The organism is Nonomuraea sp. 3N208, from assembly GCF_052245935.1.
Lineage (GTDB): Bacteria > Actinomycetota > Actinomycetes > Streptosporangiales > Streptosporangiaceae > Nonomuraea.
Map to the genome: position 1 here is coordinate 17,874 of NZ_JBQQBR010000056.1, position 12,260 is coordinate 30,133.

The 12,260-nt window shown below is 69.9% G+C and carries 13 protein-coding genes; 7 read left to right on the plus strand and 6 right to left on the minus strand.

Annotation, left to right across the window (positions count from 1 at the left end):
• Positions 1-69: 69 nt before the first annotated feature.
• Positions 70-669 carry a TetR/AcrR family transcriptional regulator gene (locus ACTWPT_RS51445; protein WP_443184894.1) on the plus strand — a complete coding sequence of 200 codons (600 nt, stop codon included), beginning with the start codon at positions 70-72 and terminating at the stop codon, positions 667-669.
• Between the two features lie 150 nt (positions 670-819).
• Positions 820-1,299, plus strand: a complete 480-nt coding sequence (locus tag ACTWPT_RS51450; protein WP_443184895.1) for a hypothetical protein — start codon at positions 820-822, stop codon at positions 1,297-1,299.
• 36 nt (positions 1,300-1,335) lie between these two features.
• Here the strand turns inward: ACTWPT_RS51450 and ACTWPT_RS51455 are convergent, their stop codons facing one another.
• Positions 1,336-3,369 carry a cellulose binding domain-containing protein gene (locus tag ACTWPT_RS51455; protein ID WP_443184896.1) on the minus strand — a complete coding sequence of 678 codons (2,034 nt, stop codon included), beginning with the start codon at positions 3,367-3,369 and terminating at the stop codon, positions 1,336-1,338.
• 211 nt (positions 3,370-3,580) lie between these two features.
• Between ACTWPT_RS51455 and ACTWPT_RS51460 the strand changes: the two genes are divergently transcribed.
• Together ACTWPT_RS51460 and ACTWPT_RS51465 are read left to right on the plus strand one after the other, a co-directional pair.
• Complete coding sequence (locus ACTWPT_RS51460) at positions 3,581-4,177, plus strand: class I SAM-dependent methyltransferase (protein ID WP_443184897.1); 597 nt, start codon at positions 3,581-3,583, stop codon at positions 4,175-4,177.
• Positions 4,177-5,037, plus strand: a complete 861-nt coding sequence (locus tag ACTWPT_RS51465; RefSeq protein WP_443184898.1) for a fructosamine kinase family protein — start codon at positions 4,177-4,179, stop codon at positions 5,035-5,037. The genes ACTWPT_RS51460 and ACTWPT_RS51465 overlap by 1 nt, the downstream gene beginning before the upstream one ends.
• Here the strand turns inward: ACTWPT_RS51465 and ACTWPT_RS51470 are convergent.
• The 5 genes from ACTWPT_RS51470 to ACTWPT_RS51490 all read right to left on the minus strand — a co-directional run bounded on the left by ACTWPT_RS51470 (position 5,034) and on the right by ACTWPT_RS51490 (position 9,959).
• Positions 5,034-5,861, minus strand: coding sequence for a hypothetical protein (locus ACTWPT_RS51470; protein WP_443184899.1), 828 nt, complete (start codon positions 5,859-5,861; stop codon positions 5,034-5,036). The genes ACTWPT_RS51465 and ACTWPT_RS51470 overlap by 4 nt on opposite strands.
• 153 nt (positions 5,862-6,014) lie before the next feature.
• Positions 6,015-6,512 (minus strand): hypothetical protein, encoded by a 498-nt coding sequence (locus ACTWPT_RS51475; protein ID WP_443184900.1) that lies wholly within the window; start codon positions 6,510-6,512, stop codon positions 6,015-6,017.
• A 69-nt stretch (positions 6,513-6,581) separates the two neighbouring features.
• The gene (locus ACTWPT_RS51480; protein ID WP_443184901.1) at positions 6,582-7,136 is read right to left on the minus strand and encodes an exonuclease; all 555 of its coding nucleotides are present in this window, start codon (positions 7,134-7,136) and stop codon (positions 6,582-6,584) included.
• A gap of 1,030 nt (positions 7,137-8,166) precedes the next feature.
• Positions 8,167-9,546, minus strand: coding sequence for a dihydrolipoyl dehydrogenase (gene lpdA, locus ACTWPT_RS51485; RefSeq protein WP_443184902.1), 1,380 nt, complete (start codon positions 9,544-9,546; stop codon positions 8,167-8,169).
• Between the two features lie 38 nt (positions 9,547-9,584).
• Positions 9,585-9,959 carry a tautomerase family protein gene (locus ACTWPT_RS51490; protein WP_443184903.1) on the minus strand — a complete coding sequence of 125 codons (375 nt, stop codon included), beginning with the start codon at positions 9,957-9,959 and terminating at the stop codon, positions 9,585-9,587.
• An 18-nt stretch (positions 9,960-9,977) separates the two neighbouring features.
• Between ACTWPT_RS51490 and ACTWPT_RS51495 the strand changes: the two genes are divergently transcribed.
• The 3 genes from ACTWPT_RS51495 to ACTWPT_RS51505 are packed head-to-tail and all read left to right on the plus strand — an operon-like array spanning position 9,978 to position 12,259.
• Positions 9,978-10,628: a response regulator gene (locus ACTWPT_RS51495; RefSeq protein WP_443184904.1), complete on the plus strand. Its 651-nt coding sequence runs from the start codon at positions 9,978-9,980 to the stop codon at positions 10,626-10,628.
• Positions 10,629-10,634: 6 nt separating this feature from the next.
• A complete protein-coding gene (locus ACTWPT_RS51500) occupies positions 10,635-11,687 on the plus strand; it encodes a quinone-dependent dihydroorotate dehydrogenase (RefSeq protein WP_443184905.1) in 1,053 nt (350 codons plus the stop codon).
• A gap of 17 nt (positions 11,688-11,704) precedes the next feature.
• Positions 11,705-12,259 carry a GNAT family N-acetyltransferase gene (locus ACTWPT_RS51505; protein ID WP_443184906.1) on the plus strand — a complete coding sequence of 185 codons (555 nt, stop codon included), beginning with the start codon at positions 11,705-11,707 and terminating at the stop codon, positions 12,257-12,259.
• The last annotated feature ends 1 nt before the right edge of the window (position 12,260 follow it).

Sequence of the window (12,260 nt, forward strand, 5' to 3'; positions counted from 1 at the left end):
CCACCATAGTGGGCAAGTGCCCACTCGTCAACGAGCGGGACCCGGCGAGGGAATGGGAGGATGCGCGTTATGCCGACTGGGGTGGCCATGCGTGACGCGCGGACGCAGCTGTTCGACGCCGCCGAGCGCGTGCTGCTCAGGGACGGACCGAACGCGCTGACCAGCCGGGCGGTCACCACGGAGGCAGGCTGCGCCAAGGGCGTCCTGCACCGGCGCTTCGCCGACTTCGACGCCTTCCTCGCCGAGCTCGTGCTGGACCGCATCGCCCGGATCGACGATCAGGCTGCCGCCCTGCGCGAGTCCGCCGGGACCGGCACCGTCGACGGCAACCTCACCGGCGCGCTGATGGATCTGTTCGGGTCGGTCGCTGTGGCGATCGTCGGTCTCATCATCTCCCGGGATGAGCTGCGTGCCCGGCTGCGCCAGGTCAGGCCGGCCGGTGTCCCGGTCCTGGCGGAAGCCGCGGCCATGATCGCCTCCTACCTGGCGAGTGAGCGCGAGTTCGGCCGCATCGCGGCCGACGCGGACGTCGACACGCTCGCGCTCACTCTGATAGGGGCCGGGCACTTGCTCTTCGCCGATCGCAAAGGCGCTCCGCCGGAGGCTGAGGCCGTCGGCAAGGTCGTGACCACAGTCATGGCCGACGTCCTGCAGAGACGGCTGCTGTGAACTAGAGAGACGGCTGCCGTGAACTGCATAGAGACGGCTGCTGTGAACTGCAGAGACGGCTGCTGTGAAACGGCAGCCCCTGCTCGCCGGGACGGACTCGATTTGTGCTGGAGACCACATCGCGATCTCCGGCTGCCATCGTCTGGCCTCGTGATCCGTCACCCACTCGCGGTCGTGTGCCTGGCGGGCGCACTGCTCGGCTGCGGCGCCTCCTTCGCCGGTTCCGGCGAGCCGGCGTCCTCCACCGTGACGTCTCCGCCCGGCCCTTCGGGGGAGACCATGCACCCCGCCGCGGAGCGATTTCACGCCACAGAACTGCGGCCCGGTGACTGCATCGAACCGCTGCCCGTGGACCTCATCGTGACGGTGGTGCCCTGTACGGTGCCGCATTCGGCGGAGTTCGCCACCACGTACGTGGTTCCAGAAGGCCCATGGCCGGGGGTCGCCGAGGTGCGGCGGCTGAGCCGGAACGGGTGCCGGCCCATGATGCGGTACGTGCCGTCAAGGAGAGACGAGGTAGGAATCGGCGTGCTCGCCCCGGCGGCGGAGGACTGGCCGAGGTCCAGGACGTCGTACTGCCTGGCTGTCCCGTTGGACGGTGGGAAGCTCGCCGGGCGGGTCATCTTGTGATCGCGGCCCGGCCTGCCCGGCCGGGCCGCGCGTTTGCTAGGTGAGCCCGCAGACGGTTCCGTTGAGAGTGAAGACGGTGGGAAGGACGTTCGGACCGCTGTAGTTGCCGACGAAGCCGATCGTGGTGGACCCGCCGGTGGCGAGTGAGCCGTTGCCGGACTCGTTGACGACCTTGACGTCCGACCCGGTCTGCGTCCAGACGGCGCTCCAGCCGCTGCCGAGGCTCTGCCACGGCCTGGGCCAGGTGAAGTTCAGGGTCCAGCCGTTGATCGGCGCGCCGTTGTTGGTGATCTCGATGGCGCCGACGTAGCCGCTGCCCCAGTCGTTCTGGTTGGTGAGTTTCACGGCGCAGGAGCTGGCGGCCGGGGTGCCCGTGGTGAAGGTCAGCGGTGCGGAGGACCACGAGAGGCCGCCGCCGCTGTCGCGGGCGATCACGTTGACCGTGTAACGGGTGCCCGGCTTCAGGTTGTGCACAGTGAACGACGTGCCGGTCGTCTCGCCGAGTTGTTCGCTGATGACTCCGTTCTGGCGGTGGATCTCGTACTTGGCGATCGGGCGGGCGCCTGGGGAGGCGGCGGGCCAGGAGATCGTGGCGGTCTTGTCCGTGATGTTCGAGGCGGCCGGCTGCCCGGGCGCGGCCGGGAGGCCGGTTGGGGAGGAGGCGGGGCGCAGGACGAGCGTGGTCAGGGAGAGCGGGGGCAGCGTCGGGCTTTCCGCGGTCGAGGTGGTGATGCTTGTGGCGCCGTTGGTGTGGGTCAGTACGGTGGCCGCATCCGACGCCGGGCGGAAGCCGGAGTAGTCGACCGCGATCGGGTACGACGTGTCGGACGAGGTGTTGATCAGCATGACCGCCAGGTCGCCGTTGGGGCGGCGGGCGGCGTGCGCGGTGACCTTCGGCTGGTCGGTCGCGGCGCGGACGAACTGGTCCCCTGGGCGGGCGAACCTGCTCATCATCTGGAGCGCGTAGTACGGCGCGAAGGGCGTGTTCAGCGCGGGTTCGCAGACCGTGCCGTCGGAGCTGCACGTCGCGCTCGACAGCAGGCCGAAGTCGCCGTAGTCGGTGTGCCCTTCGACCTCCTTGACGGGGCCGATGCCGTTGTGCACGTTCCACCAGTCGACCGTGAACACCCCGTTCGCCAGCAGCGTCGCGTACGCGTCGGCGGCGGCCAGGGCACCGGGCTGGGTGGTCGTGCCTGCGCTGCTGCTTCCGGTGTTGAACTCGGTCATCGCGATGCCGATCCGCTCGGAGCCGGGTCCGGCGTACTTCGCGATCTGCTCGCGGGTGAGGTGGATCATGTCGGGTACGTGGCCCGCCTTGTCCAGCGAGCCCGGATACCAGTGCACGATCACGAAGTCGATCTTCGGACCCGCCATGGACAGGACGACCTTGTTCCAGGTTCCGGCGTCCCCTTCGCCGACGAGCCCGTCGGGCCAGTTGGCCGAGGTCGTCAGCACCGCGCCGATCTTGATGGTCGGGTCGACCGCCTTCATGGCGTCGGAGTAGGCCACGACATGGCGGGCGTACTCGGCCGGGCTCTTGTCGGCATGATCGTCCGCCTCCCAGGCGGAGCCGTAATGGCCGTTGCCGTAGTTCTCGTTGCCGATCTCCCAGTACTTGATGCCGTAGCCCTTGGTGACGTTGGCGTGCCGTACCCAGGCCGCGGCCTCCTCGGCGGTCCCCGTGCCGTAGTTGGCGGTCACCATCGCCTGGGCGCCGGTGCGGCGCACGCCGCTCATGAAGGTGTCGAAGTCGGTGTTCGGCGCCACATAGCCGCCGGGGGCGGTGTGGTCGGCCCAGTGGTAAATGTCGGAGTAGGAGCCGCCCGGATACCGCAGCACCTTCGTGCCCATGTCCTTGAGCAGGTCGGCGGTCTCGTTGGTACCCAGGTTCGTGTCCCAGATCGCATGGTTCGTACCGATGCCCGTTTCGGGGACGGTGGCGAGGGCGGCGCGGGCGTTGACGGTCACCGCGACGGGCGCGATCTCGTCGTCGGCGTACGCAGCGGGGGCGGACATTGCGGTCAGCGACAACAGGATCGCGGACGCGGCTCGTAACAGGGTCTTCGGCATCGGCGCTCCTCGCCATGGACAGCGGTCACCTCGACGCCCCCTCCTGACCAGGAGGCACGATGATCATGAGGGGAGGGCGCCGGACCCGTCAACCAGACGTGAAACTTTCACCGCCCGGGCTGCAGGAGCACGGATCTCAGCGCGATCCACGCTCGCGACTCGGCGTACGCCTATGATCGCGGTCGGACCGCTAACCGGACGTAAGGACAGCATGCCGTTCAACCACAACGATCACTACCACCGCACGCTCCTGCGCCGGGTGCCGAAGGGCTGCCGGACCGCGCTGGATGTGGGCTGCGGGACCGGCCGGTTCGCGCGGCGGCTCGCCGGCCTCGGGATCGAGGTCGACGCGGTGGACCCGGCGGCGGAGGTGATCGAGGCCGCCGTGGCCGAGGGTGGGGGCCCGCGGTTCCACCACGCGGACATCACCAGGATGGAGCTGCCCGAGAGCCGCTACGACTACATCTCCTGCCTGGCGAGCATCCACCACGTGCCGTTCGGCACCGTCGCCGCGCTGCGTGACGCGCTCACCACCGGAGGCGTGCTGGCCATCCTGGGTTGCTATCCGGAGCGTTCGGCCGTGGACTACGCCTGGAGCCTGGCCGCCATCCCGGCCAACGCGACCGCCCGGCTCGCCGTCACCGCCACGGAGCCGCGGGAGCGGGCGGAGGCAACGCAGGCGCCGGTCAAGCACCCCGAGATGTCGTTGGAGGAGGTCCGGAGGGAGGCGGCTACGCTGCTGCCCGGGGCCACCATCCGGCGGTTGCTCTTCTGGCGGTACCTGCTCGTCTACCGGAGGCCGAGCTGATGGATCCGTTACTCGCACGGCTGCGCGCAGCCGGATTCGAAGCCGTCTCCGCCGACCCGGCCCCCGGCGGGGTGGTGGCCATGGCGGGCATGGCGACGCTGCGGGACGGCTCCCGGGTGTTCGCGAAGACGCTGCCCGGCGCCGGGGCCGACCTCTTCGAGATCGAGGCCGAGGGGCTGCGTGTGTTGCGCGGTGCCGGCGGCGGCACCCCCGAGGTGCTGGCGGTGACACCCGACCTGCTCGTCCTGGAGCCGCTGCGTCCGCGTCCGGACGACGACGAGCGGTTCTGGGAGGAACTCGCCCATACGCTCGCCGCCGTGCACACCGTCACCGGTGAGCGATTCGGCTGGCACCGGGACGGCTGGCTCGGGCGGCTGCGCCAGGACAACACCTGGGACGAGGACGGGCACGCCTTCTTCGCCCAGCGCCGCATCCTGCGCTGGCTGCCGGAGCCGCTGGTGGAGGCGGCCTTCGACAGCGAGGAGCGCCGATCGCTCGAACGGCTCTGCGCGGCGCTGCCCGACCTCCTGCCGCCCCAGCGCCCGGTCCTGACGCACGGCGACCTGTGGCGCGAGAACATCCTCGCCGACCGCGCGGGTGGCCCCGCGCTGATCGACCCCGCCGTCTCCTACAGCTGGGCCGAGGCCGACCTGAGCATGCTCTGGTGCTCGCCCCGCCCACCTGCCTCCGATCGTTTCTTCGCGGCGTACGCCGAGGCGGCGTCCCTGGCCGATGGCTGGCAGCAGCGCATGCGGGTGTTCCACCTCCGGGAGCTGCTGAGCGACATCGCCCACGACGACAACGGCTGGGGCGCCGCACAGGAGGTACGCGAGATCATCGCGCCCTTCCGGCCACGTTAGTTGTACTTGTAGAGCTGGTCGGCGATCCGGCGGTTCTGGTCGAACACCGCGGCGCGGTACATGCTGATGGCGAGCTCGCCGTGCTCGGCCTTGCCGCAGGTGTTGACGCCGGCCAGCTGATGGATCTCGAAACGCGCGGTCGGGTCGCCGGCCACGAAGTATTCGGCGCGGGCCTGGTATTTGTCGGCCCGTGTGTCGCACGCGAAGATGTACGTGTTCCGCTCGGCGAAGCAGGTCACGGCGCCTCTCGTCGAGGTGCAGATCTTGGCCCGGGCGCGAGCGGAGGCCGGGGTGACACGCGTCTCCCGCTTGACCGGATATTTGGCGATATTCTGCACGGTCTTCCAGCGGCCGAAGCGCACCCGGTGGTTCCCCTTGTACACCGCCACGCGGAAGGTCACGACCTTCCCGATCTCCCGGCTGCCGCGGACCTCGCCCTCGCGGGCCAGGTTGTGGATGACGTACTGGGTGCCGAGGTAACCGTTCAGGTAGTACTCGACGGCGGGATGGAGCTTGTCACTCGCCGTGTCCTCGATCGTGATGCCTGGCCGATCGCTCTCGTCCGGCCCCACGCACGCCTCCGCCCCCTTGATCCGGACGCACACGGGCTCCTCGTCGGCATCATCGCTCACCGACGTGGGGGCGACCTGTGTAGGAGCGACCTGAGCGGGGACGGCCTGCGCGGGGGCGACCTGAGCGAGGGCGGCCTGAGCGGGGGCGGCCTGCGCGACCACACGAGGCTCCGCCGTCGCCGCGGCCCCGTCGGCGCTGAAGGCGACGGCGATCGTCGCGACCGCCGCGAAGAATGTACGACCTAACGCCACTAGAACCTCACCAGTCTCAGAAGTCACATGGGTTGTCTGAATGTGACGCAGAGAACAGCAGATAAGTTCGATTTGGGATAGATCGCGTTCAGCAGACGTTCAAAGTCATGTGTGTCACGGGCGCCGTGCGGACCGGCGTGGCGCCGTGACAGCTCAGGTGCCGAGTCCGGCTGGTTCCCGCCTCTTCGGCGTCAGGGAGGCCAGCAGGAGCATGAGCGCGCTCTGGGCGAGCATGCCGGGCGCGAGTGGCGGGGCGAAGCCGACGGTCTTGGTGGCCGCGTACCACCACTGGGTGAGCGGCGAGAGCGTGCTCCACTCGCCGTCGGACCCGCCCGCGCCGTGGTTGACCGAGATGTGCACGAAGACGCCGTACGCCGCCGTGAACAGCACGACCAGGGCCAGGACCCGGACCACGGTGACCGTGCGCGGGGAGTCGCCGAAGGCGGCCATGACCAGAGCGAGCGCGAGGAGCGCGAGCGCCGCCCAGGGGATCAGCTGGGTCAGGCTTCCCCAGTGGCGTTCGAAGGCGAGCTCGAAGGCGGCGCCCGCGATGCCGATCGCGACCAGTGCCAAGAGTCCGAGACGCAGCGAGATCGTGCCTGCTTGGGCGAGCCTGCGGTGGCCTGGCGCCCGCTCCGTGGTTGAGGTCATGCCACTGACCCTTACCCGGCTGATTCAGAGGATCCTGTGCGCTTTCTGAAGAACTGGTAAGAACCTCGATCAGCTGGCCGCACGCCGCAGAACCTGTTCGAAGATCCGAGCCAGCTCGACCGCGTCCTCTCCCGCGTGATGCGTGTGAGGCAGCCCTCCGAGGCCCAGCTCACGCTTGATGTCCCCACTGTGGGTCCCGGCCCACTCGCGGCCGGTCAGGCCCATCCAGTAGCTCCTCAGATCGACCCCGGACCCGGTCGCCCCGAACGGGCTCTTGCCTGTGAAACGGGTGAAGTACCAGTGCACGAACATGCCGTCCCACACCGCGGGCGCGGCCAGGAACACGGGCCGCCCGATCTTCCGCAGCCCGTCAACCCACCGGGCGGCCGCCGCCATCGCCTCCTCTGGCGGGGGCGCCTCGCGCAGCAGCCGGTCGCGGTCGAGCCCGGAGACGGCCAGCGCCTCGGGCACGTACTCGTCGGAGATCGGCCGCAGCTCCGTGTAGAACGTCAGATCCGCCCGCCCGGCCACGGCCATGCCCAGGGAGATCATGCTGTACGGGCCGGGAATGGGCCCGTCGGCCTCCACGTCGACGGCGACGTACAACTCGGGAAGTCGGGACACGGCCCCCAAGGATAGCTGCACGACATCTTCACGACATCCGCACACCAGCCTGGTGGATCGGCCCGTCCCGGCGCGGTGTGCTCGAAGGGCGTCGCGGGTCGTGCCTGGGGTGGGCGCGACCTGCCCCGGTGTCCCACCCGACGGAGGTGCCGCCCATGGGCGACTGGATCAATGAGCCGATCGTGGATCCGACGCTTCCCAAGCGGGACCGCGCGCGCCGCCTCAACACGCCGTCGCCGCTGGTCGGGACGCCTGACCGCGACCCGCCGCCATGGGTCCGGTGGTTCTTCCGCGCCGGCATGGTGGTCACCGGCGCGGGGGGAGCCCTGTTCACCGCGGCGGTCTACCGGACCGACCACGAGGCGGCCGCGCTGTCGGCCGTGATGGTCCTGATCATCACGATGCTCTTAGCCGGCGTCGCCCGGCCCGGCATGGGACACCGCCAGCCCTGGACCTACGCCGGCCGCTACGTCGTACCGGCCAAGCTGGACGGCGCCGCGCTCGACCTGCTGGCCAGGGCGCGGCAGGCCGTCATGGACGTGTCCGGCTCCCGGGTGCACCGCTTGGGCCTCCTCGACGCCATCGCCAACGACGTCGTGCTGCCCGAACGGCTGTGGGAGATCGCCTGCCTCCTGCGTACCCACACCGAGCTGCGGGCCGAGCAGGCCGCGGCGCTGGCCGAGGTGATGACGCCCGAGCTCGCCGCCGTGCTGGAGGCCCAGCGGGAAGCGCTCGACCTGTCGGTGGCGGCGGTCGCGGGACGGGTGCGGGAGCTGGAGGCGTACGCGAGCCGCGTCCGGGAGGCGGACGCGGCGCTGCGCGTGCAGGAGCTCCAGAAGAGCAATGAACGATACCGGGACCTGCTGGCCCAGACCGGCGACACGGAGGGACTGCGTCACCTGATCGACCAGGCCGACGCCCTGACCAAGAGCCTGCGCGAAGCGATCGCCGCCGGCCAGACGCTCGACTCGGAGATCGCCGTCGGCGACACGAACCGCACACCCGGGGCCGCGTCCCCTGAGCCCGGAAGTCACATGTTGATCATGTGGCCGGCCAGGCCGTGGATCGCCTCCTTGACCGCCTCGCCGAGCGTCGGGTGCGCGTGGACGTTGCGCGCCACCTCGTGCACGGTCAGGTCCCACTGCTGCGCCAGGGTCAGCTCCGGCAGCAGCTCGGTGACCTCGGGCCCGATCAGGTGGGCGCCGAGCAGCTCGCCGTGCGTGTCATCGCTGATGATCTTGACGAACCCGACCGCGTCGCCCAGGCCGTGCGCCTTGCCGTTCGCGGTGAACGGGAACTTCACCACCTTCACGTCATAGCCCAGGTCCCGGGCCTGCGCCTCGGTGTAGCCGAAGCTGGCCACCTGCGGCTGGCAGTACGTCGCGCGCGGGATCATCACGTAGTCCAGCTCCATGGTCTCCGCGCCCGCGATCGTCTCGGCGGCGATGATGCCCATGGACTCCGCGGCGTGCGCCAGCATCAGCTTGGCGGTGACGTCGCCGATGGCGAAGATGTGCGGCACGTTCGTCCGGAGGCGCCCGTCCACCGCGATCGCGCCCCGGTCGGTCAGCGCCACGCCGGTCTTCTCCAGGCCGTAGCCGTCCACCCGCGGCTGGAACCCGATGGCCTGCAGGACCTTGTCCGCCTCGAGCACCTGCTGCTGCCCGTTCTTGGTGACGGTGACCTTGACCGAGGCACCGGTGTCGTCGATGCCGTCCACCCGGGTGGAGGTCATCACCTCGATGCCGAGCCGCTTGTAGCGCTTGGCCAGCTCCGCCGAGACCTCCTCGTCCTCCAGCGGCACGATCCGGTCCAGGAACTCCACGATCGTCACCTTGACGCCGTAGTTGTGCAGCACGTACGCGAACTCCACCCCGATGGCGCCGGCGCCCGCGATGATGATGCTGCGCGGCAGCTCCTCGGTGAGAATCTGCTCCTCGTACGTCACCACCCGCTCGGACAGCTGCGTGCCAGGGATCAACCGAGTGGTCGCGCCGGCCGCGATGATGCAGTGGGAGAAGGTGATCGTCTCGCCGTTCACCTGGATGGTGTTCGCGTCCAGGAACGTGCCGCGGCCGTCGTACTCCGTGATGGCGTTCTTCTTCATCAGGTAATGAACGCCCTTGACCCGTCCGTCGGCCACCTTGCGGCTGCGCTGGAAGGCCGCTCCGTAGTCGAAGGTGACCTCGCCGCTGATGCCGAAGGTCTTGGCCTCGTTGTGGAAGATGTGGGCCAGCTCGGCGTTGCGCAGCAGTGCCTTGGACGGGATGCAGCCCACGTTCAGGCAGACGCCTCCCCAGTACTTCTCCTCGACGACCGCGGCGCGCAGCCCGAGCTGGGCGGCGCGGACCGCGGCCGTGTATCCTCCCGGACCCGCGCCGAGAACGACGACGTCATAGTGAGTGCTCATGAGTCGGACCATATCGTCCGCCCGAAGTCAGCTCTTCGCTAGACCTCCACCTTGTACGACAGGGTGAGCTCATCAGCGGGAACGCCGCGAATTCCCCAGTTGACCTTGGGCATCTCGATGATCGTGATCTCCAAGTCCTCGGGGTCGTGCGGCCACTTGTCGTAGAGCTCCCGGATCAGCGCCCGTTTGGCGTCGTCGCTGCGCCCGGTGAAGCAGACCACCTCGACGATCAGATAATGCTCGCCCCGCTGCGGGCACACGAAGTCGTCGGGGTCCAGCAGCAGGAACCGGTGGAACCGCTTGTCCTCGGGCAAGCCCCACGCGCTCACCAGGCAAGACTGCATCAGGTCCGAGATCTCCCGCTGCCGCCCGGACCACACGTCCCTGCGGCCGTACATTTTCACCTGCGCCATGTCGGCCACTATAGAGTAGTGACCCGTATTCTCCTCGCCGACGACGAGGCCATGATCCGCGCCGGGATACGCGCGATCCTCGCGACCGACCCGTCGCTCGACGTGGTCGCCGAGGCGGGCGACGGCAGGCAGGCCGTCGACCTGGCCATCGGCCACCGCCCGGACGTGGCGCTGCTCGACATCCGCATGCCGAGGCTCGACGGTCTCGGCGCCGCGGCCGAGATCCGCAGGGTGGCGCCCGCGACGGCCGTGGTGATGCTGACCACCTTCGGGGAGGACGACTACATCGCCAAGGCGCTCGACGTCGGGGCCGCGGGTTTCCTGCTGAAGTCGGGGGACCCGCGCGAGCTGATCGCCGGAATCCACGCGGTGGCCCAGGGGGCGGCGTACCTGTCGCCGAAGGTCGCGCAGCGGGTCATCGCGCAGTTCTCCGGCGGCAGGATGGCCAGGGGCGCGCGGGCGCGCGACCGCGTCGAGGCGCTCACCGAGCGCGAACGCGAAGTGCTCGCCCTGCTCGGCGCCGGACTGTCCAACGCCGAGATCGCGGCCAGGCTGCACATCGTGGAGGGGACCGTGAAGGCGTACGTGAGCGCCATACTCACCCGGCTCGGCGTACGCAACCGCGTCCAGGCCGCGATCGTCGCCCACGAAGCGGGGTTGGTAGCCTGACCCGTGATGTATCGCCTCGTGTTCACGCAGGTCTTGCGGCGTTTCGACGCCGAGGCCGTGCACCATCTGACGGTGAGCGCCCTCGCGCTCCTCGTGCGGCTGCCGCTGCTCAAGCGGCTGCTGCACCGCGTGCTCGCGCCGCACGACCCGGTCCTGCGCCTGACCGCGTTCGGCGTGCACTTCCCCGGGCCGCTGGGGCTGGCCGCCGGGTTCGACAAGGACGCGGCCTGCGCGGAGGCGATCGCGGCGCTCGGCTTCGGGCACGTGGAGGTCGGCACCATCACTGCCCACGCCCAGCCGGGCAACCCGCGCCCGCGCCTGTTCCGCCTCGTCAAAGAGCACGCGGTGATCAACAGGATGGGCTTCAACAACGCCGGCGCCGCGGCCGCCGCCCGCCGCCTGCGCCGCACCCGGGGCGTGCCCGTCGTGGTCGGGGTGAACATCGGCAAGACCAAGGTGGTCCCCGAGTCCGAGGCCGCGGCCGACTACGTGGCCAGTGCCAAGGAGTTGGCCACACTGGCCGACTACCTGGTGGTCAACGTCAGCTCGCCCAACACGCCCGGGCTGCGCAACCTGCAGGCCGTGTCGCTGCTGCGGCCGCTGCTCACCGCGGTCAAGGAGGTCGCGGACGACACGCCCCGCCGCACTCCGCTGCTGGTGAAGATCGCCCCCGACCTCGCCGACGAGGACGTGGACGCGGTCGCCGATCTGGCCCTGGAGCTGGGGCTGGACGGGATCATCGCGACCAACACCACGATCAAGCACGGCGGCGAGACCGGCGGCCTGTCAGGACGCCCGCTCAAGGGCCGCTCGCTGGAGGTGCTGCGCCGCCTGCGCGCGCGGGTCGGCGACCGCCTCACGCTGGTGTCGGCCGGTGGGGTTGAGGACGAGGACGACGTCTGGGAGCGCCTACTGGCGGGCGCGACTCTGGTCCAGGGCTACACGGGCTGGATCTACGGCGGCCCGCTCTGGGCCGCTCGCATCCACCGCCGGCTTGCCAAACGCGTACGCCGCCACGGACTGAAGTCGATCACAGAGGCCATCGGCCGCACCGCCTAGCCCACTATCGTGGGACGGTGATCGAAGCGGTGTCACTCACAGACGACGTCGTCCTGCGCCTGGCCACCGAAAAGGACTCCGAGGCGTTGCATCGGGCCTACGTGCGCAACCGCGACCACCTCCGGCCGTGGGAGCCCCGCAGGCCCGAGGAGTTCTTCACGCGGCCCGGGCAGCGTCGCCGGCTCGAGGACGTCCTGGAGCAGCAGGCCAAGGGCCGGGCGGTGCCGTGGGTGTTCGCCGACGGCGAGGAGATCGTCGGGCGCATGACGCTCAGCAACATCGTCCGCGGGCCCTGGCTCAGCGCCGACCTCGGCTACTGGACGGACGCCCGCTACACCGGCCGCGGCCTGGCCACCAGAGCCGTCACGGAGGTGTGCCGGATGGCCGATCAGGACATCGGCCTGCACAGGATCGCGGCCAGCACGCTCCTCCACAACGCCGCCTCGCAGAGCGTCCTGCTCAAGTGCGGTTTCGAGCCCTACGGCGACGCGCCCCGCTACCTGGAGATCGACGGCAAGTGGCAGGACCACCGGCTGTTCCAGCGCATACTCAACGACCGCCCGGCCTTCTGAG